Consider the following 19751-nt stretch of genomic DNA (forward strand, 5'->3'; position numbering starts at 1 on the left):
ATGGATCCGCATGTCGTTTTCGATTGCCAGAACATTCTTCCGAACAGGTTCGCTTTGTCGCTCGCGGCAGCGGCCCGCACCCGCGCACTAAGGCGTGGTGCCGAACCAAGGCTTGATCCGCGGTGCGCAAGCGCGAGCGAGATGGCATTGCAGGAGATTGCTTGCGGTGCGTTCGCCGACGACGAGATGGCGCCATTTCTCAAGCAGGCGCATGCTTTTTGCCACCACCTGCACCCACAAAAATCGAGCTTCGCGGCGACGGCCTTTCAAGCACTGCCGCCGCACCCGTCGCCTCATCGCATGAGGCGGTCGATCGATGATGTCAAACAACAGATGAGGAGAAATGAACGATGCTGAAGTCCCTGAATTCGAGCAACCGGACGGCTCTCGATATCGTCAATATCGTTGCCGGTCTTGCTCTTCTGATCTCACCATGGCTGCTCGGCTTCGCAGCCGAGAGCGGCGCCGCATGGAATGCCTGGATCGTCGGCGCTGCCATCGCCCTGATCGCCGCAGCGGCTCTCTACGCCTTCTATGAGGTGGAGGAATGGGTCAATCTTGTCCTGGGCGTATGGGCCGTCGTCGCACCGTGGGTGCTGGGCTTTGCGGCCGTGACAGCGGCGATGTGGGTGCATCTGATTGTGGGTGTTGTCGTCGCCGTAGTGGCCGCCGGCAGCATCTGGTTCAGCCATAACCATCCGCTGTCAACCGTATAAGCGACTCAGAACGGGTCCGGCCGCCGGGCCCGTTCTTCCGAATTCAAGTTTCAAACGAGTAGAGTCGAGGAGCAAACCGATGTTCGATTTAGCCCCGAGGCTCCGCACGATCGCCGTTTCCGCAGCTATCGCCGCCGGAGCCGTCCTGATCACCGTCACCCCCGTCATTGCACAGACAGCGGCGCCTGTACCTTCGGCTGCCAGCTTGCCAAGCTTAGCGCCGATGCTCGATCATATCACCCCAGCCGTCGTTAATATCGCTGTCGTCTCGCGGTCACCAGCCGAAAACAATCCTCTCTACAGCGATCCGAACTTCCGCCACTTCTTTGATGTGCCGGAGCAGCAACGGCGGGGTAGGATGAGTGCCGGTTCTGGGGTCATCATCGACGCTGCGAAAGGCTATGTGCTCACCAATCATCATGTCGTGGATGGCGGGACGGAGATTTCCGTCACGCTGAAGGATGGGCGTCAGTTCCCGGCAAAACTCATCGGCAGTGACAAGGAAACCGATATCGCGCTGCTCCAGATCGACGCAAAAAATCTTGTGGCGATCCAGGTCGGTGATTCCGACGCCCTCAAGGTGGGCGACTATGTCGTTGCGATCGGGAATCCTTTCGGGCTCGGTCAAACGGTTACGTCGGGCATCGTCAGCGCCCTCGGACGCAGCGGCTTGAACATCGAAGGCTATGAAGACTTCATTCAGACGGATGCCTCGATCAATCCGGGAAATTCCGGGGGCGCCCTGGTAACGCTCGATGGCAAGCTGATCGGGGTCAATACAGCGATCCTCAGCCCCGCCGGCGCCAATGTCGGCATCGGATTTGCCGTTCCAAGCAACATGGCGGTGACGGTGATGAATCAATTGATTGCCCATAGGGAAGTGCGACGTGGCAGGCTCGGCATCGGTATCCAGAATATAACGCCCGACCTGGCTGAGGCACTAAGACTTGGCGATTTGCGGGGCGCCCTGATTGCCAATGTCGAGCCTGGCTCGTCGGCCGAGCAGGCCGGACTAAAGACCGGCGATGTGGTGACGGCGATCGACGGGCGTCCCGTTCATGGCGCGACTGACCTCAGGAATCGGATCGGCCTTACGCCGGCGGGCAGCAACGTCCGCTTGACTGTGAAGCGTGGCGATGACGAGAGGGTGATTGCTGCCACCATCGCTGCCGAAGACCACTCTCCTGCAGATCTGTCCGGCACGGCGCTGGAGGGTGCCAGCATGCGGGACGCCCCTAAAGGGGGATTGCGGGATGGGGGCGTCTCCGGCGTGCTGATAGAGAATGTGGCTCCCGGCAGCACCGCGGCTCGCGCCGGTATTCGGGCCGGCGACTTAATCGTTGCGATAAACCGCGTTCCCGTTGCTTCCATCGCCGACTTGCGACGGACGATTGCCGAAAAACCAGCTATAGTCGCCCTCGAACTGATCCGCGATGGCGGCCGGCTGCTGCTGGTCATCCGCTAGCCGGGAGCGGCCTCATGGCTATGAACAGCAAGACAAAGTTCAACATCGGATATTGGATCGCCGCCTTCTTCGTCCTCGTGGCAATCCAGTATCTTTTTGCGACGACGACGCAAGTTGCAGGGATCTCTTACAGCCAGTTCGAAACGGACCTCCGGGACGGCAAGGTCGCCGAAGTCGCCGTCTCCGACAACTTTATCCAGGGGCGCTACAAGGAGCCGCAGAACGGCCGGGCCTTTTTTCTGACGACGCGTGTGGAGCCCAGCCTCGCCCAGCAGCTTCAGAGCCATGGGGTGATCGTAACCGGTCAGATCGAAAGCACGTTCCTGCGTGATCTTCTTTCCTGGCTTATTCCCGTGGCGCTCTTCGTCGGCATCTGGATGTTCGTGCTGAGGCGCATGGGTGGCGGGATTGGCGGCGGCCTCATGCAGATCGGCAAGAGCAAGGCACGAATTTATGTCCAGTCTGACACCGGCGTGACGTTCAAGGATGTGGCCGGGGTCGACGAAGCCAAGGAGGAGCTCAAGGAAATCGTCGACTTCCTCAAGGATCCGGCAGGTTACGGCCGGCTGGGTGGCCGGATGCCGAAAGGGGTGCTGCTCGTCGGCCCACCTGGTACCGGCAAGACCCTGCTGGCGCGCGCAGTCGCAGGGGAGGCCGGTGTACCATTTTTCTCGATTTCCGGCTCCGAATTTGTCGAGATGTTCGTCGGCGTCGGTGCTGCGCGCGTCCGCGATCTCTTTGAACAGGCGCGCGCCAAGGCGCCGGCCATCATCTTCATCGATGAGCTCGATGCACTCGGCCGCGCCCGCGGCATCGGTCCGATGGCGGGCGGTCATGATGAAAAGGAGCAGACTCTCAACCAGCTGCTCGTGGAGCTCGACGGCTTCGACTCGTCTACGGGGCTTGTATTGCTTGCCGCCACAAACCGGCCGGAAATCCTCGATCCCGCCCTCCTCAGGGCCGGCCGCTTCGATCGCCAGGTGCTGGTCGACCGGCCTGACAAGGCCGGACGCATCGAGATCCTCAACGTGCATCTGAAGAAGTCGAAGCTGGCGCCGGAAGTCGACATCGAGCAGATTGCCGCGCTGACACCAGGGTTTACGGGTGCCGACCTTGCCAATCTCGCGAACGAGGCAACGCTGCTCGCCACGCGCCGGAAAGCCGATGCTGTCAGTATGGAGGATTTTAACAACGCGGTAGAACGCATTGTCGCAGGTCTCGAAAAGCGCAACCGGCTGCTCAATCCCAAGGAGCGGGAGATTGTCGCCCATCACGAGATGGGCCATGCACTGGTTGCGATGGCATTGCCTGGTGTCGATCCTGTCCACAAGGTTTCGATCATCCCGCGCGGCATTGGCGCGCTCGGCTATACGATTCAGCGGCCAACGGAGGATAGATTTCTGATGACCCGCGAGGAGCTCGAGAACAAGATGGCGGTCTTGCTCGGCGGACGCGCGGCTGAATGGATCATCTATGGCCGTTTGTCCACGGGTGCGGCCGACGACCTCGTCAAGGTCACGGATATCGCCCGCGCCATGGTTACCCGCTACGGCATGACGGAAAAGCTGGGGCACGTCGCGCTTGAGAAGGACCGGCGCTCATTCCTTGCGACAGACCAGCCCTTCTACGGACCACAGGAGCATGAATATTCCGACGAAACCGCCGCTGCGGTCGACGAAGAGGTCCGACGGATTGTCGACGAGACGTTCGGCAGGGCGGTGGAATTGCTTCGGAAACGCAAAAGCATGCTGGAACGGGCGGCGCGGCTTCTCCTCGAAACAGAGACTCTAAATGAGACCGACTTGCGGTCCCTTCTGGTCAGGGTCGAAGCGGCGGATCAGCCCACTTGAGTGGGCGGCACGATCAATCGGCCGCCGAGAAGGTGACAATTGCGGCCGAGACGTCGTAGGCCGGCGCGGCCTTTGCCGGGCTCAGGTGGCCTGCGGAACTTAATTCGCCGTGGCGACCTATGCCGCCTGGACTGCTTTGATCGTGCCGATCATGGCTCGGCGTTATTCCCCCGGCTCGAATACCATGGCGTGGCCGTTGATGCAGTAGCGCAGGCCGGTCGGCGGCGGGCCGTCGGGAAAGACGTGGCCGAGGTGGGCGTCGCAGGTGCCGCAGCGGATTTCGGTCCGCACCATACCGTAGCTCGTGTCGCGATGCTCGGTCACAGCATCGGGAGAAACCGCTTCGAAATAGCTCGGCCAGCCGCAGCCGGCGTCGAATTTCGTGTCAGAGCGGAAAAGCGGCGCGTTGCAGCCGACGCAGCGGTAGAGCCCCGTCTCGAAGGAATCCCAGTAGGGGCCGGTGAAGGCGCGTTCGGTGCCGTGCTGGCGGGTAATGCGGTATTGCTCGGGCGTGAGCTGCTCTTTCCATTCGGCGTCTGACTTATAGATCTTGGCGGTGGTTGCAGTTTCGGACATGACGTGCTCCTTTCGCCGAAGGGCGGTTCCGTTTCGCCAGAAATGTGGTGCGCCGTCCTTGTTTCATCAAGCCTCCGGCGCCGGGCCGCGGGAATCGCGGCATGCAGCTATCAGGGAAGACGTCTGCTTTTACATCTATTAAGGGTTTTCTGTTAGGGTTAATGTTACGTACATTGAGGAGCCATTGGTGTTTGAAGCTGCAATCGTCCTGCTCTACGGCCTCGTGACCGTGACCGCCATGACGGTCACGCTGCTGGAGGGCTGGGCGAATCATGCCGGTTTGACGTTTCACCGTCTCGCCGGACTTGTCGCCTGCCTGCTTTGGCCGCTGACGCTTCTGCTCTTTATCCTGCACGGTTCGGTCGTCCGGCTGCTGACGCGTCTCTCCCGCTCGCTGGCCTGATCACGGCAACTCCCTGAACCCGTGCTATTGGCGTCTTAACCTGTTTTACGCCGAACTTATGCACAGGAAGCTGTGAGTAAAGCTTGGCCTAAAGTCCTATAATTCTTCCTCAGCCATTTTTTCTCAAGAAAAACGACAAATAATAATTGGCCTTTCGGCCAAACGATGGTATTTGAAAATGCAAGTAGAATTCTGATTGTGAATTACAATCGTACTGCTTCCAAGTCCCTCAGTTTTGATTTTTCAATGTCTAACTGGGGCCATCGCCTGGAGCAAGACGGTAGTGGTTTTCGGTCAGGCAGTATAAGAACAGGTCTCGGACTTCGGAATCTAGGGGTGGATTTCACGTTTTTCGAAACAGAAGATTGCTTCCTGTGCTTTTGCTGTTCGCTTCTACGAGGCGGGTCTTTGGCGTGACAGTCAAAGATCGTGTGAGCATGCTAACAGGAGAAAAAATATGACGGATATGGCGACCGGCAATGGGCCGGAGCTGCTTGTGGAACTGACGGCCGACATCGTCGCGGCTTATGTCAGCAACCATGTTGTCCCGGTCAGCGACCTGGCAAATCTGATTTCCGACGTGCATTCGGCACTGAGCAACACGTCCGTACCGCAGCCCGCTGCGGCTGTCGTCGAAAAGCAGAAGCCTGCAGTCTCTGTCCGCAAGTCCGTACAGGACGAGCAGATTACGTGCCTGGAATGCGGCGGCAACTTCAAGTCCCTCAAGCGTCACCTCATGACGCATCACAGTCTCTCGCCGGAAGAATACCGTGAGAAATGGGACCTGCCGACCGACTACCCGATGGTAGCGCCCGCCTATGCCGAAGCGCGTTCGCGCCTGGCGAAGGAGATGGGCCTGGGTCAGCGCCGCAAGCGCGGCCGCGGCTGAGCTTTCGAAGCAGTCAACGACAAAAGCCGGGTCTTGTGCCCGGCTTTTCTGTCTGTACCGCAAACATGATGCCGAAAACCGGATGCGTTTCCGGGCGCTGTCTGTCCGGGCCTGTTAAATCAAAGCAGGATTCAGACTTTAGTGCAAACGGCCCAGAGTTCATCCTGTCCTGAATGAGGATAATAATCTCCCTGACTATTCCGCCGCTGTCGCAAATCATGCACGGGGGAGACGGGATATTATCAGGAAGCCTCTCTTACGCTTGGGAGGGTGAGGTAGAATGTATTCCTATACTATAAGGAAGTGTTAATATATTCGATTGGCCGTCTCCGCAAATGCGCGATGGGCCGCGCTGACCGACCGAATCGATCGCGTTCAGGCCGCGGCGCGGACTTTCGCCTCATCCCGGATTCGCTTCACCATCGAGCGCAGCCCGTTCGAGCGTTGCGACGACAGGTTCTCCACCAAGCCGATCTTCGAGAAGATCTCGAAGGCATCGAGAGCAGCGATCTCGGAAGCCAGCTTGCCGGAATAGGTGGCAAGTACGATGGCGACGAGGCCGCGCACGATATGCGCGTCGGAATCGCCTTCGAAACTCATGATTGGGTTTTCCGGATCGCCCGACGTATGCGTCACCAGCCACACCTGGCTGGCGCAACCCATCACCTTGTTCTCCGAGGTGCGTTTTTCCTCGGCGAGCTCGGGCAGCGCCTTGCCCAGTTCGATGACATAGCGGTAGCGGTCTTCCCAATCGTCCAGGAAGGCGAAGTCATCGATGATCTGGTCGAGGGATGCCATAAAAAGCCTTTCACCTTTTGGCATGCTGGCAAAACGACACGGCAATTTTGCGTCCGGACATGCTCTAGGACTGCATATAGGTGATAGACCGACAGATTTGAACCGCTAAAGCTCGTCGTCTTGCCGATGCCGCACTCCAGCTTTTATTTTACGCACGTCGTTATCGAAAACCACCGCACATTATTGTGCGACATGCTCTCAAAAGAAACGCCGTGAGGGATGGGCATCCTCACGGCGCAGCAATCTGCTGAATTAAACAGGGCAGGCACGCAGGCATGGGGCATTTCCGCGTCATGCGGACCACCGATGCAAGCTCTAAAGCATGTCGCGCAAAAGTGTGCAGCGGTTTTGCGTGAAAGACATGCGGTAAACCAAGGACCTAAAGCGCGGCAGGCGAATCTCAAAGATCGCACCGCTTTAGAATTCAATTGAGTAGCGGTCTCGCCTCCGAATGTTGCTCATACGCGGCGGGCCGATTGCTCGCGCAACTTCGTCAGATCGCCGGCTTCGGCGTCGGCAGCGGGATCGCGCCGGTTACTACGGTCGCGGCTTCATCGTCGACCGGCGGACGGTAAGGCATCGGCTGGTTGAGCGCAGCCTTTGCCTCGCGTGCCTTCTCCTGAACGGAAGGAGAGGCGAGGTAGGGTGCGGCGGCTGCCACCCGGTTTGCGGGTTCGGCGGGGCTTGCGGTCGTCGTCGGTTCGTCCGTGAATTGGCTGTCGAGAAGTTCGTAAGCGACGCGGGCGCCCTCACGGGCCCGGTAGCCGAGCGCCGTCAGGGTCTCGGCGCCTTTGGCGCAGACCTCCGGCTTGTCCGAGCACATGCCAGTGAGATAGTCATAGGCGCCGCTCGCCGCCGTGAATGCATCGGAGAGCTGCAATTGCGGGCCGCCGGCGAGCTTGTCGGATCCCTCCGTGCTGAAGACGGAAAGAAGCACGAGCACAAGGCCAAACCAGAAGGATCCTTTGATCAGAAACCACATTGTCGTTGCCCATCCTGTTTTCCCGTCCGGTTCTATCGCCGAATCAGGCCGGTTGTCCGGTGTGCTTTCACCATATCGGCAAGTTGCGAATGCCGCTTTTCGAAACTCGTGCGCATTTGCGGCAAATTTAATTCAAATTTTAGCGAAGTGCATTTGAGCCGCATTTAAGTCGAATGGGAGCGATTGTCGTTAAGTATCAGGGCGGCACCTGCTTGCAATTGCAGGGCTTTTGCCTGTTCGCCTTGCCACAGGAGTTAACGCGATGCTGAAATATGAAGGAAATCCGCCGCTTACTGGCCATTAACCACAAAAAGCAAAGGAGCGCGCGGATGCTCCAAAATGGGAATTTCTGCTCTTTCTGGCTGTGAACAGCGCCTTTGCCTTATCCTTTCCTTAAGTCGCGGCGGCCTATTGTCCGGATCGACAGACAGCCTCTTTGGGCGGGTATTGCGTGCGAGTATTGAGTGACATTGGCGGCTGGGTGACGACCCTCGTAGACCGGGCGGCGACAAGCTGGCTTTCCCGGACGGGCGGCGGCGAAGCCGTGCGCCAGCGCGAGCTTGCGATTCTGCGCCGCCTCGTGCTGCTCTCCTCGGCCGCTCTCGTCGCCGCGCCTGTCGGTCTTTCGGCGGTCACCAGTCCGGCCGTCGCGCTGCCGGCCGGCGTCGCCATGGTCTGCGCCGCCTTTCTCTTTTCCGCCGTCGGCAGCATCGCGCTGGCCCGCCAGGGCTCGTCCGCCGGCATTGCCGCACAGTCGGCCGAGGATTTCTTCCTCGCCGTCACCCCCGGCTTCGTCTTCTTCCTGGATCCGCACGGCAGCGTCGCCACCATCGGCGGCCGCGACCGGCGCGATTTCCTTGCCTGGATGCGCGATCCGAAGGGCAGGGGCTTCCTGGAGCAGGTGCATGTCTCAGACCGTATCCTGTTCTTGCAGGCGCTCGATGAGCTCAGGCGCGGCGAAGACGCCGCAAGCGTCGATCTGCGCCTCGACCGGCCTTCGGTCTCGCGCGATCAGCGCCAGTTCGCCTATTTGAGAATGGACATGACGGCGCGCCGTGATGCCGATGGCGAGCTTGCCGCCGTCATCGCCCAGCTGCGCGATGTCTCCGTCGAGCAGCAGCTGCGGGCCGAAGCCCAGAACCGTGCGGCCGAGGCCGAGTCGGCAAATGATGCCAAGTCGCGCTTCCTCGCCGCGGTCAGCCACGAACTGCGCACGCCGCTGAATGCCATCCTCGGCTTCTCCGATATTCTGATCGGCGAATATTTCGGGAAGTTCGAAAACGACCGCCAGCGTGAATATGTCGGGCTCGTCCGCGAATCCGGCGCGCATCTGCTCTCCGTCGTCAATACCATGCTCGACATGAGCAAGATCGAAGCGGGGCGCTACGAGCTGATTCTCGATGCCTTCGATATCTCAAGCTCCGTCAGATCCTGCGAATCGATGCTGGCTTTGCAAGCCAAGACCAAGGGCGTCACGCTGACGAGCCGGATTCAGCGCGGGCTTGGCGAGATCGTCGCCGATCAGCGCGCCATCCAGCAGATCCTCATCAATCTCATCGGCAATGCCGTGAAATTCACCGAAGCCGGCGGCGTCGTCTCGGTCGATGCGGCGGCGCGTGACGGCATTCTGAAGCTGACGGTCAGCGATACCGGCATCGGCATTGCCGCCGATAAGCTGGCGATGCTCGGCCAACCTTTCGTCCAGATTCAGAACGATTACACCCGCCGCTTCGAGGGCAGCGGTCTCGGCCTCTCGTTGGTCAAGGGGTTAGTGGCGCTGCATGGCGGCAATTTTGCCATTGCCAGCCAGCCGGGCGAAGGTACGATCATCACCGTTGAGATCGCGGTGGATGGCTCGGGCGCCCGGCGCGCCGAAAATGCCGGCCATGGCGCGACCGTCGAATTTCCGCCGCGGCTGAAGGACGCGGTCGGCACCGGAGCAGAATTGGAAGAGGGGCTTTTCGATGGCCGCGCGCAAGCGAAAATCGCCTAGGGGAAAGAAGCGACGGCAGCAGCCGGGCCTTGTCGTGTCCGGTGCGGCCGCTCTCGGGGGGCTCGGCCTGCAGGGCGCCTCCGCGCTGGGTGGTCTAGGGCTGCAGGGGGCGTCCGCGCTCGGCGGCGTCATCGGCCGTAATCCGTCGGTCGCCGGCGGCACGATCGCCTTCTTCGTCATCTTCTCCTTCGTTGCGGCCAACGCGCTCTGGTATCAGCCTGGCCTGCATCCGCACCCGATTTTCCGCACCCGCGACCCGCAGTCTCCCAATGTGCTCGGTGCGCGCCGTCCAACCGACGAACAGCCGGCTGACGTCACCACCTTCCGGATCGAACGGCCGGAGGATGCCGCCGCCACCAGCGGGACGCCGGCGCCGGCCGCAGCCGCTCAGCAGCCGAGCCAGCTCGTCATGGACATCCAGCAGCAGCTGGTGCGCCGTGGCCTCTATAACGGCACCGCCGACGGCATCATCGGTCCCCGCACCAGCGCCGCCATCCTGTTTTTCCAGGAGACCGTCGGCATGGCCCAGACTGGGGAAGCGACGCCGGAGGTGCTGGCCGCGCTGAGAACCGACGCTGACGGCCCCTCGACTGTGCCTGTGGAAAAACCGCCTGAGGATGTCACCTCGAAGGCGGCGGCGGAAGACCCGGTGGCTGCCGCGATCCGCAGCGCCGAAAAGACCGTCAAGACGGCTCCGTCAGCCGCAAAGCAGCTTCCATCGAGCGAGCTCGCCACCGTCGACCTGGTGTTGAAAATCCAGAAGGGCCTTTCCAACATGGCCTATGCCAATGTCGGCGTCGACGGTGTGGCGGGCGAGCAGACCCGCGCCGCCATCCGCCATTTCCAAAAGCACTATAACCTCCCCGAAAACGGCGAACCGAACGAGGCGGTGCTGAAGAAGTTGAAGGAAATCGGTGCGATCTAAGTCTTTCGCGCCATAGATTACAACCTAAGTCTAAGACCCTAGCGCCGTTTGCAACTTGTTAACCATGTTGTCCGAAGCTTTGCCCATTGCGGCGGGGGAATGTCGGTCATGCATGCGCTGAAGGCGATAGACGATCTGGCCGGAGAACCGGCGGTCAAAGCGGAAAGCCCGGATCGCGAGGCATTGCGCCACATCCTGCAGCGCCTTGCTGAAGAAGCCTCCACGCTTGGCATCGATCTCGTCGATATTGCCGGCGCCATCCAGGACATGGCGGCGATGTCGGCGCGCCACGCCTCCGCTTTCGATCATGTCACCAGCACCGCACTTTCGATTGCCGAGACCAATCGCTCGGTCGCCCTGTCGCTGCGCGAGACCGACCGCACGGCGGCCGAAGCCCGCCAGATGCTCAAGGAATCGGCCGACCGCTTGTCCGGCTCCGTTGCCGAGATCGGCCATATGGTTCAGGCTTCCAACGTCATCGGCGCCGAAATCGCCGGCTTCTCGAAATCGCTTGCCGATGTCGACAAGATTGCCGAGGAGATCAGCACCATAGCCCGCCAGACCAACCTTCTGGCGCTGAACGCCGCGATCGAGGCGGCGCGCGCCGGCGATGCAGGAAAGGGTTTCGCCGTGGTTGCCGCCGAAGTGCGCGCACTTTCGCTGCAGACGTCGAAGGCGACCGGCACCATTCAGGACACGCTGGATGAGCTGCGGGTGAAGATCGACCGGCTGTCGGCGGTCGGCGGTGATGCCCGCGACAGCGCCGCCGGCGTGCGTGACAAGTCGGAGGCGATGCGCGGCGCCTTCGAAAGTATGGAACATGTCATCACCCGCATTCTCGACAGTTCGACCGTCATGGCCAACACCACCGAGGCCGTCGACCAGCAATGCGCCGGCTTCGTCCAGAAGCTCGGCGAGATGTCCGCCGAGGTCGCCGATTCGAATGTCAGGCTGCAGCAGGCGGCAAAACGCGTCGACAGCGTCGTTGGCCTCTCGGAAACGCTGATCCAGCTGACGGCGAGCGCCGGCGTCAAGACCGCCGACAGCCGCTGGATCGAGGAAGCACAATCGGTGGCAAGGCAGATATCAGGCGCTTTCGAACGCGCCGTCGCCGAGGGTCAGATCGGTTTCGATGCCCTCTTCGACCGGCGCTACCGGCCGCTGCCTGGCACCGATCCGGTTCAGGTGATGGCCGCCTTCACCGAGCTCACCGACCGTCTGCTGCCGCCGATCCAGGAGGCCGTCGTCGCCCTGGACGAGCGCGTCGCCTTCTGCGCGGCGGTCGACGAAAACGGTTATCTGCCGACCCATAACCGGAAGTTTTCGCAGCCACAGCGGCCAGGCGACGTCGTCTGGAACACCGCCAATTGCCGCAATCGCCGCGTCTTCGCCGATCGCGTCGGCCTTGCCGCCGGCCGCAGCACCGCACCTTTCCTCGTCCAGACCTATCGCCGCGACATGGGCGGCGGCAATTTCGTGATGATGAAGGATATCTCCGCGCCGATCACCGTCAGGGGCCGCCATTGGGGTGGCTTGCGGCTGGCGATCAAGGTCTGACGCATTCGTCAACGCTTGACTGCGGATTGCCGGCGCTCGCGCGCCGGTCTTAGAGCCTTTCCGGGTTAGATTGAAGCATTCTGCCGGAGCAGGTTTTCGCCAGCATCAAAGGCGATTGGCGACGGCCATACCCCAAGGTATGTCCGAGCCGATCGCCTTTGATGCTGGCTAGAGATGCCCGGCGATTCTGAAGTCTTGCAGATTTGCCAGGCAAATCTGCGGGAGGGTTGGCTGAAACGGGCCGGCTGATCGACCGGCCGGCTTGGCCGTAGAGCTCGGCTACGACACGCGCCCGCCGGTCGACCATACGACTCCGTTTGAGCCAACAGAATGCTTCAATCTAACTCGGAAAGGCTCTATACCGCGCCGATGAGATTACGCGCCGACATCTTCGTATCTTCCCTTCTGCGCCGCGTCTTCGCGAGTGGTGATTTCGCGGCTGTGGAGAAGAAGGGCGCGGAGGAGGCGGGCGCGATCTTCATCCGCCAGCACTTCCGCGACGGCCTGGAGACCCTCTATGCGCCGGCGCCGCAGACCGCCTTCGGCGAAGACGAGATCCGAGACCGGTTGTTCGAAGTCCGTCTCGCGCGAAGCGAGCCGGAAGCGGTGCGGGCGATACTGGATCGCGAACGCCGCTTCGACCCAGATCTCTGGATCGTCGAGCTGGAGGCGGAGGAATTGGGGGACATGATCCCCTTGGCGGGGGATCGCTGAGGGTCAGGTCTTCTTCAACTCAACGCGACCGCCGCCCCAGCGCGCGCATATCGCGCTGCACCGGCGCCTGACGGATGAAGCGGTGGGTTTCTGTTCTCCGAGATGTGTCCGAATCGGGTGCCTCGGCCTTGTAGGTGTAACGATCGGCGCGCCGCCAGGCCTCCACCCTTTCGTGGCATTCTTCCGGATCGAGCGCATCGAGCACCATCCAGCCGCGCGTCACATTGTGCTGTTGTTCGGCAAGATGCGGATAGAAGCGTTCCAGCACGAAGACGGCGTCGAGAAAGCCCATGCCGAGGCTCGTCAGCGTCGTGCCGAGCTGCTGGCCGGAGAGGTCGAGCATGATGCGTTCGGCAAGCCAGCGGCTGGCGGAAAGCGCATCGGCAAGTGCGGTGGCGAAATGCGTCGCCTCGTGCGACCGGGCGAAGCGCACCAGCAGCGCCTCCTGAACGTCGGTGAGGGTGCGCAGGCCGAGCCTGTCTTTATCATCGCGGCCGAGATGGCTGGCGAGATCGAGGATGCGTCCGCGCAAGGCTTCTTCATTGGCGACGCGCTGCTCCTCCAGCGCTTCGGCCTCGTTGCTCTCCACCTGAACCGGCGAAAGCGGGACGGTCACCGGTTCCGTGATCGGCGCCGAAGCGGCCGCGGCGCGCGGCTGGGTCTGGCGCAACGCCACCAGCGCGTCGATGACCTTCGGCGAGAGCGAATCGCGGCTGACGATCGCCTTGACATGCGCCGCACCCTGCATGCGCGCGATGGTGATCAGCGTGTCGTCGGCAATCGCCTTCGAGGCGATAAGGAAAGGCGCGGCGATCTCGATCGGCTGATTGCCGATGAACAGCGCCACGGCTGCCGGCATGGTCTCGCATTGGGAAAGGGCCGCGACCGCCTGGCGCTTGGCCTGCTCGGAGGAAGCTTGGAACAGCGGTGTGAAAAGTTCGGCGAATTGGCGTAGCTCGGATCGTGTCGGACGAGATAGGCTCTCGAAACTGCTCACCGTCGCCATTAACACCACGTCCTTTTTCCTGACGGCCAATGGGCCCTCCAGGTCTCGAAACCGGTCACGCACAAGCACACCCTGAAAACGCAGAACCAAGGGAAACCGCGGGCCGATAGCGCTGGCGGATACGCCTCTCGGACCACACGGATATGAACAAATCCTACAGCGGTACGGTTAATGGATGCTGAAGATTTTATTAAAATGATACAGAAATATGCCTGCGGAACGTGCGGCGAATTGTTTGCCGGCAAGGAAAGGCGATCGGTTTTGAAAGGGCGCTGGGGCAGTTCCCGCGGCCGGCGCGGCGGCTGAAACAGCTCGTTCCTCCCTTCGGATCGTTCTCGCGATTCGAACATGCCGCAACGAGAAAGATGAAAATCGGGCCGCTACAGCCATTTCAAGCATGGCGGGAACTGCGATCGGTCCCTCTCCCGAAACGCGTGGCCAATGCGGGACAAACCAAAGCCGATCCGGATGTGCCGCAACGAATATTTTTGTGCCGCATATTTGCAACACCGGCATCGCCTGTGGCAGACAGATACCGTCAACCATATGAATTGTTTCTAATTTTATATTACCGGCCGCCTTCCGATCTTTCAGCGGGGGCATGAAACTAAATCGACTCTTCAAGCGTTGAAGAGGAAGTTACGGAAACTGTATTTGGCATCCACCGAATATTAGTAAACTGTTAACTGTCATGTGTCTCAATTCGGACAGGAACGACGCGATTTGAGTGTTTGGATCGTCGAAACTCCGCATCACGGTATTTCAGTCAGGTGCCGTGGGAAAGGCGCGAATGCCCTCGGTTCGGCCATGCTGGCACCGCAGGACGCGCCGGCCCGCAGATTGGCGGGCAGGGTGAAATCCGTCGCAAGTTCATCCGTCTCGGGCAGTGCATGGAGACGAGAATGGCAATAGTAGTCGCATTGGCGGATCGGCGGCCGCGGGCGCCGCGTCGCCCGGACAAGGAACCGCGCGAAGCCAAGATCCTCTGGTTCACCGGGGTCCGCTACGAGCGGCTCGCCGAGAAGCCTAGACATGGTCCGGCGCCCGCGCCGCGCGCCAGGAAGAAGTAAGCGCTTCCTCAACCCCGGAGCGTGATGCCGAAATTGAGAACAGACATCCCGCTTAATTGCCGGGGGTGAATTGCTCGCAGCCCGCTTCCGTCAGGAAGTTGCGCGCTGCTTCGTCGAAGCTTGCCTGCGGTGCCAACGTCCGTAGCACGGCATAACCGTCCGGCCGCGCCATTTCCACCAGGATCGCTTGGTCCAGTTCCCTCGGCAGGTTCTTGCGCAAGTCCGTCAACTGGATCGGCCCGCCCGCCAGGACGTCGAGCGCCCCGCCGACCGATGTCCGGTCGTTCATGCTGAACACCTCGTTGGAGGCGCTGTCGTAGATGGCGATCGACCAGAAGGGCACATTGCCCTTGGCGGTGAAATGCACCGGCGCATCCTCGACATCGAAGGAGCAGACGGCGGTCCGCAGGAAGGGGTCGCCATTGGCAAGCCCAGCCTCGTCGTACTGCTCGCCGAGGAGATAGAAATTGTTGAGATCGCCCTCTGCCGCCACACGAGTCGCCGCATCCCTGCGGGTGAAATGCGGCAGGGACAGGATGATGACGAGATGCAGCAGCGCCGCACCGAAAAGCCCGGTCAGGACGGCGAAGAAGATCCTAACCATTGCCGCACCCGGTCTTGGTGAGTTTCGGCATGGCGAGATCAATTACACCGGAGCTGCCGGCGGTCGGCGTATCGAACAGCGTCAGCACCAGCCGGAAGGTGCCGGCCTGCGGCAAGGCCAGCCAGTTGCCCGGCCGAGCGACGGCGGAGATCTCGATCGAAAAGCTGCTGTCGGGCTGGCGCAGCACCGTCCAGGAATTAAGCGCCGCCGGAAGCCCGGTCTTCACCGCCGCCGGATTGCCGCCATTGTCGGCGGTAAAGAGCGTCCAGAGCCGCGCGGGCGGCGTCTGTCCGCTGAGGCGGTAACGGCAGCCGGCATTCAGCCGTCCGCCTTCGTCGTCGACGCTCGCCGTGAAGGTCAGGCCCTCGGCGCTGCCGTAGAGCAGCTTGCCGGCGCGTGCCCGGTGCGACTTGGCGTAGGGATCGGCATCGACCGTCTGCAGCGCCGGAAAGGCCTCCCAGGCGCCGAGCTTGATCGCGCCGAAACCCTGTGTCGCATCCAGCGCATAAAGCGAAATCATGATCCCGCCGCCAAAGGCGACGATTAGCGTGATCAGGATGAAAAGGGGGAATCGAAACACGTCATGACCTTGGAAACCGGGATGACAGGGTTAACACTGATTCTGGCAGGGTGGAATGCCGGGTGGCGAATGAACGCCGATCTGTCCAGAGGCGGCTGGTCTCGTCTGCATGCTCGCGGAGACAGAGAAAAGCGACACTACCACGCAGCTCCTAATCCGCACTCGCCACCTTCTGCGGCGTCGGCGGCGCGGCGGCCTTCAACTTCTCTCCGAGCTTCTTGAGAATGTTTGTCGATTGCACCGAGAGCATGCGCGGCCGGATGAGCTGCGGCAATCCGTCCTGCGGCTTGGCGGCCGCGGTCTTGGCGAGATCCTTTTCCGAGGGCGGGGGGTTTTCGACGCCGGGGATGGGGCGCAACGTCACACCCTGGTGGGCGTAGTCCATGGCGCGCTTGAAGGTCATCGCAGGCAGTGAGCCGCCCGTCATGTTGTTGGTCGAGGTATAGTCGTCATTGCCGAACCAGACGGCGCAGGTGTAATTGCCGGTGAAGCCGACGAACCAGGCATCGCGATAGCCTTGGGTCGTGCCGGTTTTGCCGGCTGTCAGGATGCCGTTGTCGAGTGCCGCCTTTCGTGCCGTGCCGACATAGGGGACCCGCGACAGCATCTGGTTCATGTAGGCATCGGCCTGCTCGGACAGCACGCGTTTCGGCGCCGGCTCGTCACGATCAAAGTCGTAGAGCACATCGCCTTCGTAATCGAGGATCTGGGTAATGCCGTGGCGGCGCGATTGATAACCGCCGGCCGGGAACGTGGCATAGGCTGTCGCCTGATCCAGCACCGTCACCTCCGATGTCCCGATAGGGATTGTGACGTCGTCGCGGATCGGCGTTTCGACGCCGAGGTTTTTCGCCATCGCCCGGATCGGCTGGATGCCGAGCTTTTCCTTGGCAAGCCGCACCGGCACGGTATTGATCGACTGGGCGATCGCCGTCTCGAGCGTGATGCGGCCGACATAGCGGTTGGCGTAATTATGCGGGCTCCAATTGCCCCAGGAAATCGGCGCGTCGACGATCGTCGTCTGCGGCGTCATTCCGCTCTCCATCGCCAGCGCGTAGGTATAGACCTTGAACGAGGAGCCGGGCTGACGCAGCGCCTTGGTGGCGCGGTTGAACTGGCTCTCACCGTAATCCCGCCCGCCGACCATGGCGCGTACGGCGCCGCCGTTCTCGATCATCACCATGGCGCCTTGCTTGGCGTGATAAGCCTCGCCATATTCGCGCAGCGACGTCTCGACCGCATCTTCGGCCGCCTTCTGGATGCCCATGTCGATCGTCGTGCGCACGATCAGCGAGTGCTGGTGGAAGCGCGGTGAAAGCCGCTGCACTTCGTCGAAAGCCCAGTCGAGGAAGAAATCCGGCGATTCCACCTCGTTGCGATCGACGACGGTCGCCGGATTGCGCCTGGCGGCGATCACCTGACCTTCGGTCATCAGACCGCTCTGCACGAGATTGGTCAGCACTTCGTTGGCACGCGCACGCGCCGCCGGCAGGTTCACGTGCGGCGCATATTTGGCCGGCGCCTTGAACAGGCCGGCCAGCATCGCCGACTCGGCAAGGTTCACATCGGTGATATTCTTGCCGAAATAGAACTGCGCCGCCGCAGCAGCGCCAAAGGTGCCGCCGCCCATATAGGCGCGATCGAGATAGGTGGAGAGGATTTCCTTCTTGGAAAGGTTTGCCTCGAGCCAAAGGGCCAGGAACGCTTCGGTGATCTTGCGGTCGAGCGAGCGCTCGTTGGAAAGGAAGAGGTTCTTGGCGAGCTGCTGGGTCAGCGTCGAGCCGCCCTGCACGACTTCGCCGGCCTGGGCGTTGGTCACCATCGCGCGGAAGAGGCCGACGACGTCGATGCCGAAATGGTCGAAGAAGCGCCGGTCTTCGGTGGCAAGAACGGATTTGATCAGGGAATCCGGCAGCTCGTCGATCGGTACGGAATTCTGGTGGATGACGCCGCGATGGCCGATGACGTTGCCGTAGCGGTCGGTGAAAGTGACGGCGAAATCGCCGCGATTGCGCCAGTCCTCCTTGGTCGCCTCGAAGGCCGGCTGGGCAAGCACCAGCATCAGCACCGCGCCGGCCGCCCCGAGGGTCAGCCCTTCGCCGGCGAGCTCGAAGACAATGCGTTTCCAGCCGCGCACGCGGAAGCGGCGGAAGAAGATGGTGGTGTCTTCCCAGATCTCCGCGGCGCGGAAGCCGGCGTTCCAGACGGTCGAATCGATCCACGAATCGATGCGCAGCAGAATGTGGCGGCTCCTGGTCGGCCGCCTGCCCACCGTGTCACCGGTTCGCTTGTCTGCTTCCTTTTCAGGCCCTTTTTCAGGGTTGTCCGGATCCTGCACGTCCTGTATTCCCGCCTGATCGCGCTTGCCTCATGTCCGGTCGCCGGAAGCGACGAAAGCGCGAGGCCCGATCGCCCGAAAGCTCTCCGATACCAGGAGCATGCTGAAGAATTGATTGATTTTGCCGCGGATAACAAGAGAGATAGAGTGGCGGTCACGTGATTTTGCGGGCCGCTGTTGCAAGAAACGGACGATGGACGATCTGCCCTTCTGGAAGAAGAAGACGCTTGCCGAAATGACCGCCGCCGAATGGGAAAGCCTCTGCGACGGCTGCGGCCTCTGCTGTCTCAACAAGCTCGAGGAATGGGATAGCGGCGATATCTATTTCACCTCGGTCAGCTGCAAACTGCTGGACGGCCACAGCTGCCGCTGCTCCAGCTATGAGAACCGCTGGGATTTCGTGCCGGACTGCGTGCAGCTGACCAGGGAGAACGTGCCCGAGATCGCCTGGCTGCCGCCGACCTGCGGCTACCGGCTGATTAATGAGGGCCGCGATCTCTACTGGTGGCATCCGCTTGTCTCCGGCGATCCCGAGACCGTCCACGCCGCCGGCATTTCCGCCCGCGGCCGCACGATCAATGAAAACGAGATCGATGTCGACGATCTCGAGGATTACGTCGTTGACTGGCCGCTGACCGTGGGCGCGGAAAAGGATGAAGAAGAAGCGTGAGCGGCGGTCATAATTCCACTGCTGACAGGAAGCGCCGCAATTCCGTCTCCACATAGGCGTCCACCGGGCCGCCTGCGCCAAAGCCCCACCAGGTGAGCGATCCCTGCCATTGTGACAGCATCAGTCGGGCAATCGTTTCCGGCGCCTTCGCCGAGCCGAAACATTGTGCGATCGCCGCCGTCAGCGTCGTTCCCCAGGCCGCACCTCGGGCGCGCAGCACCGGATCGCGAAAATCCTCGCGCAGGACCAGCAATCCCTCGCCATAAGCGGCGGCATCGTCGCCGTAATCCTGCGACAGGCCGACGAGCAGCGCGACGGCGCCCTCCGGCGTTTTCGCCACGCTGCCGGCAAGCCGCTCTGTTTCCGCATCCAGCCGGTCCCAGGCGTACAGTAGCGCGGCGCGCAACATCGCCGCCTTTGTCGCGAAACGCTGAACCAGTGTTGAACCGGAAAGGCCGCTCGCCTTCGCCACCGCAGCAAACGTTGCTGCATCCGGCCCTTCGGCATGGATCAGGGCCAGCACCATGGCGAGAAGTTGTTCGTCGGAAAGGGTGCGGCGGCGCGGCATGAATTTCCTCTTGCGTTCATTTTTAATATGAACAAACATTCGTTTAT

The 19751-nt window shown here is 61.4% G+C and carries 20 protein-coding genes; 12 read left to right on the plus strand and 8 right to left on the minus strand.

What is annotated here, in order from left to right:
• The 4 genes from NXC14_RS06545 to ftsH all read left to right on the plus strand — a co-directional run bounded on the left by NXC14_RS06545 (position 1) and on the right by ftsH (position 4031).
• Positions 1 to 357, plus strand: a complete 357-nt coding sequence (locus tag NXC14_RS06545; protein WP_245362137.1) for a DNA-directed RNA polymerase subunit omega — start codon at positions 1 to 3, stop codon at positions 355 to 357.
• Positions 351 to 716, plus strand: a complete 366-nt coding sequence (locus tag NXC14_RS06550; protein ID WP_085777478.1) for an SPW repeat protein — start codon at positions 351 to 353, stop codon at positions 714 to 716. The genes NXC14_RS06545 and NXC14_RS06550 overlap by 7 nt, the downstream gene beginning before the upstream one ends.
• Before the next feature lie 79 nt (positions 717 to 795).
• Positions 796 to 2181 carry a DegQ family serine endoprotease gene (locus NXC14_RS06555; RefSeq protein ID WP_085777479.1) on the plus strand — a complete coding sequence of 462 codons (1386 nt, stop codon included), beginning with the start codon at positions 796 to 798 and terminating at the stop codon, positions 2179 to 2181.
• 14 nt (positions 2182 to 2195) lie between these two features.
• Positions 2196 to 4031: an ATP-dependent zinc metalloprotease FtsH gene (ftsH, locus tag NXC14_RS06560; protein ID WP_198175507.1), complete on the plus strand. Its 1836-nt coding sequence runs from the start codon at positions 2196 to 2198 to the stop codon at positions 4029 to 4031.
• Between the two features lie 162 nt (positions 4032 to 4193).
• On the opposite strand, the gene msrB is transcribed toward ftsH, so the two are convergent.
• Positions 4194 to 4607 carry a peptide-methionine (R)-S-oxide reductase MsrB gene (gene msrB, locus NXC14_RS06565; protein ID WP_085777480.1) on the minus strand — a complete coding sequence of 138 codons (414 nt, stop codon included), beginning with the start codon at positions 4605 to 4607 and terminating at the stop codon, positions 4194 to 4196.
• A 187-nt stretch (positions 4608 to 4794) separates the two neighbouring features.
• Between msrB and NXC14_RS06570 the strand changes: the two genes are divergently transcribed.
• Both NXC14_RS06570 and NXC14_RS06575 read left to right on the plus strand, forming a co-directional pair.
• Positions 4795 to 5010, plus strand: coding sequence for a hypothetical protein (locus NXC14_RS06570; RefSeq protein ID WP_085780013.1), 216 nt, complete (start codon positions 4795 to 4797; stop codon positions 5008 to 5010).
• 457 nt (positions 5011 to 5467) lie between these two features.
• A complete protein-coding gene (locus NXC14_RS06575) occupies positions 5468 to 5899 on the plus strand; it encodes a MucR family transcriptional regulator (protein WP_010060045.1) in 432 nt (143 codons plus the stop codon).
• Positions 5900 to 6274: 375 nt separating this feature from the next.
• On the opposite strand, the gene NXC14_RS06580 is transcribed toward NXC14_RS06575, so the two are convergent.
• Complete coding sequence (locus NXC14_RS06580; RefSeq protein WP_085777481.1) at positions 6275 to 6697, minus strand: SufE family protein; 423 nt, start codon at positions 6695 to 6697, stop codon at positions 6275 to 6277.
• Positions 6698 to 7190: 493 nt separating this feature from the next.
• Entirely contained in the window at positions 7191 to 7679 is a 489-nt protein-coding gene (locus NXC14_RS06585; protein ID WP_085777482.1) for a DUF5330 domain-containing protein, read from the minus strand.
• Between the two features lie 451 nt (positions 7680 to 8130).
• Between NXC14_RS06585 and NXC14_RS06590 the strand changes: the two genes are divergently transcribed.
• From NXC14_RS06590 to NXC14_RS06610, 4 genes are all read left to right on the plus strand, one after another.
• Positions 8131 to 9672 (plus strand): HAMP domain-containing sensor histidine kinase, encoded by a 1542-nt coding sequence (locus NXC14_RS06590; RefSeq protein WP_085777483.1) that lies wholly within the window; start codon positions 8131 to 8133, stop codon positions 9670 to 9672.
• Positions 9644 to 10597 carry a peptidoglycan-binding domain-containing protein gene (locus NXC14_RS06595; RefSeq protein ID WP_085777484.1) on the plus strand — a complete coding sequence of 318 codons (954 nt, stop codon included), beginning with the start codon at positions 9644 to 9646 and terminating at the stop codon, positions 10595 to 10597. The genes NXC14_RS06590 and NXC14_RS06595 overlap by 29 nt, the downstream gene beginning before the upstream one ends.
• Positions 10598 to 10705: 108 nt before the next feature.
• The gene (locus tag NXC14_RS06600; RefSeq protein ID WP_085780014.1) at positions 10706 to 12154 is read left to right on the plus strand and encodes a methyl-accepting chemotaxis protein; all 1449 of its coding nucleotides are present in this window, start codon (positions 10706 to 10708) and stop codon (positions 12152 to 12154) included.
• Between the two features lie 369 nt (positions 12155 to 12523).
• Positions 12524 to 12868 carry a DUF1491 family protein gene (locus NXC14_RS06610; protein ID WP_085777486.1) on the plus strand — a complete coding sequence of 115 codons (345 nt, stop codon included), beginning with the start codon at positions 12524 to 12526 and terminating at the stop codon, positions 12866 to 12868.
• 19 nt (positions 12869 to 12887) lie between these two features.
• On the opposite strand, the gene NXC14_RS06615 is transcribed toward NXC14_RS06610, so the two are convergent.
• Entirely contained in the window at positions 12888 to 13937 is a 1050-nt protein-coding gene (locus NXC14_RS06615; protein WP_198175508.1) for a DUF2336 domain-containing protein, read from the minus strand.
• 839 nt (positions 13938 to 14776) lie between these two features.
• On the opposite strand from NXC14_RS06615, the gene NXC14_RS32910 reads away from it, so the two are divergent.
• On the plus strand, positions 14777 to 14944 hold the full coding sequence (locus NXC14_RS32910; RefSeq protein WP_198175509.1) for a hypothetical protein: 168 nt from the start codon (positions 14777 to 14779) through the stop codon (positions 14942 to 14944).
• A 52-nt stretch (positions 14945 to 14996) separates the two neighbouring features.
• Here the strand turns inward: NXC14_RS32910 and NXC14_RS06620 are convergent, their stop codons facing one another.
• From NXC14_RS06620 to NXC14_RS06630, 3 genes are all read right to left on the minus strand, one after another.
• Positions 14997 to 15548 carry a DUF1254 domain-containing protein gene (locus tag NXC14_RS06620; RefSeq protein WP_085777488.1) on the minus strand — a complete coding sequence of 184 codons (552 nt, stop codon included), beginning with the start codon at positions 15546 to 15548 and terminating at the stop codon, positions 14997 to 14999.
• On the minus strand, positions 15541 to 16128 hold the full coding sequence (locus NXC14_RS06625; RefSeq protein ID WP_085777489.1) for a DUF1214 domain-containing protein: 588 nt from the start codon (positions 16126 to 16128) through the stop codon (positions 15541 to 15543). The genes NXC14_RS06620 and NXC14_RS06625 overlap by 8 nt, the downstream gene beginning before the upstream one ends.
• Positions 16129 to 16279: 151 nt before the next feature.
• Entirely contained in the window at positions 16280 to 18466 is a 2187-nt protein-coding gene (locus NXC14_RS06630; RefSeq protein ID WP_085777490.1) for a transglycosylase domain-containing protein, read from the minus strand.
• 193 nt (positions 18467 to 18659) lie between these two features.
• Between NXC14_RS06630 and NXC14_RS06635 the strand changes: the two genes are divergently transcribed.
• Entirely contained in the window at positions 18660 to 19136 is a 477-nt protein-coding gene (locus tag NXC14_RS06635; RefSeq protein ID WP_085777491.1) for a YcgN family cysteine cluster protein, read from the plus strand.
• A 7-nt stretch (positions 19137 to 19143) separates the two neighbouring features.
• Here the strand turns inward: NXC14_RS06635 and NXC14_RS06640 are convergent, their stop codons facing one another.
• Entirely contained in the window at positions 19144 to 19704 is a 561-nt protein-coding gene (locus NXC14_RS06640) for a TetR family transcriptional regulator (protein ID WP_085780015.1), read from the minus strand.
• Positions 19705 to 19751 lie beyond the last annotated feature (47 nt).

Source organism: Rhizobium sp. NXC14 (assembly GCF_002117485.1).
In the GTDB taxonomy this organism is placed as follows: Bacteria; Pseudomonadota; Alphaproteobacteria; order Rhizobiales; family Rhizobiaceae; genus Rhizobium.

Coding starts and splice junctions, on each gene's coding strand:
- NXC14_RS06545 (WP_245362137.1), top strand. CDS start 1: ATGGATCCGCATGTCGTTTTCGATTGCCAGAACATTCTTCCGAACAGG.
- NXC14_RS06550 (WP_085777478.1), top strand. CDS start 351: ATGCTGAAGTCCCTGAATTCGAGCAACCGGACGGCTCTCGATATCGTC.
- NXC14_RS06555 (WP_085777479.1), top strand. CDS start 796: ATGTTCGATTTAGCCCCGAGGCTCCGCACGATCGCCGTTTCCGCAGCT.
- ftsH (WP_198175507.1), top strand. CDS start 2,196: ATGGCTATGAACAGCAAGACAAAGTTCAACATCGGATATTGGATCGCC.
- msrB (WP_085777480.1), bottom strand. CDS start 4,607: ATGTCCGAAACTGCAACCACCGCCAAGATCTATAAGTCAGACGCCGAA.
- NXC14_RS06575 (WP_010060045.1), top strand. CDS start 5,468: ATGACGGATATGGCGACCGGCAATGGGCCGGAGCTGCTTGTGGAACTG.
- NXC14_RS06580 (WP_085777481.1), bottom strand. CDS start 6,697: ATGGCATCCCTCGACCAGATCATCGATGACTTCGCCTTCCTGGACGAT.
- NXC14_RS06585 (WP_085777482.1), bottom strand. CDS start 7,679: ATGTGGTTTCTGATCAAAGGATCCTTCTGGTTTGGCCTTGTGCTCGTG.
- NXC14_RS06595 (WP_085777484.1), top strand. CDS start 9,644: ATGGCCGCGCGCAAGCGAAAATCGCCTAGGGGAAAGAAGCGACGGCAG.
- NXC14_RS06600 (WP_085780014.1), top strand. CDS start 10,706: ATGCATGCGCTGAAGGCGATAGACGATCTGGCCGGAGAACCGGCGGTC.
- NXC14_RS06610 (WP_085777486.1), top strand. CDS start 12,524: ATGAGATTACGCGCCGACATCTTCGTATCTTCCCTTCTGCGCCGCGTC.
- NXC14_RS32910 (WP_198175509.1), top strand. CDS start 14,777: ATGGCAATAGTAGTCGCATTGGCGGATCGGCGGCCGCGGGCGCCGCGT.
- NXC14_RS06620 (WP_085777488.1), bottom strand. CDS start 15,548: ATGGTTAGGATCTTCTTCGCCGTCCTGACCGGGCTTTTCGGTGCGGCG.
- NXC14_RS06635 (WP_085777491.1), top strand. CDS start 18,660: ATGGACGATCTGCCCTTCTGGAAGAAGAAGACGCTTGCCGAAATGACC.
- NXC14_RS06640 (WP_085780015.1), bottom strand. CDS start 19,704: ATGCCGCGCCGCCGCACCCTTTCCGACGAACAACTTCTCGCCATGGTG.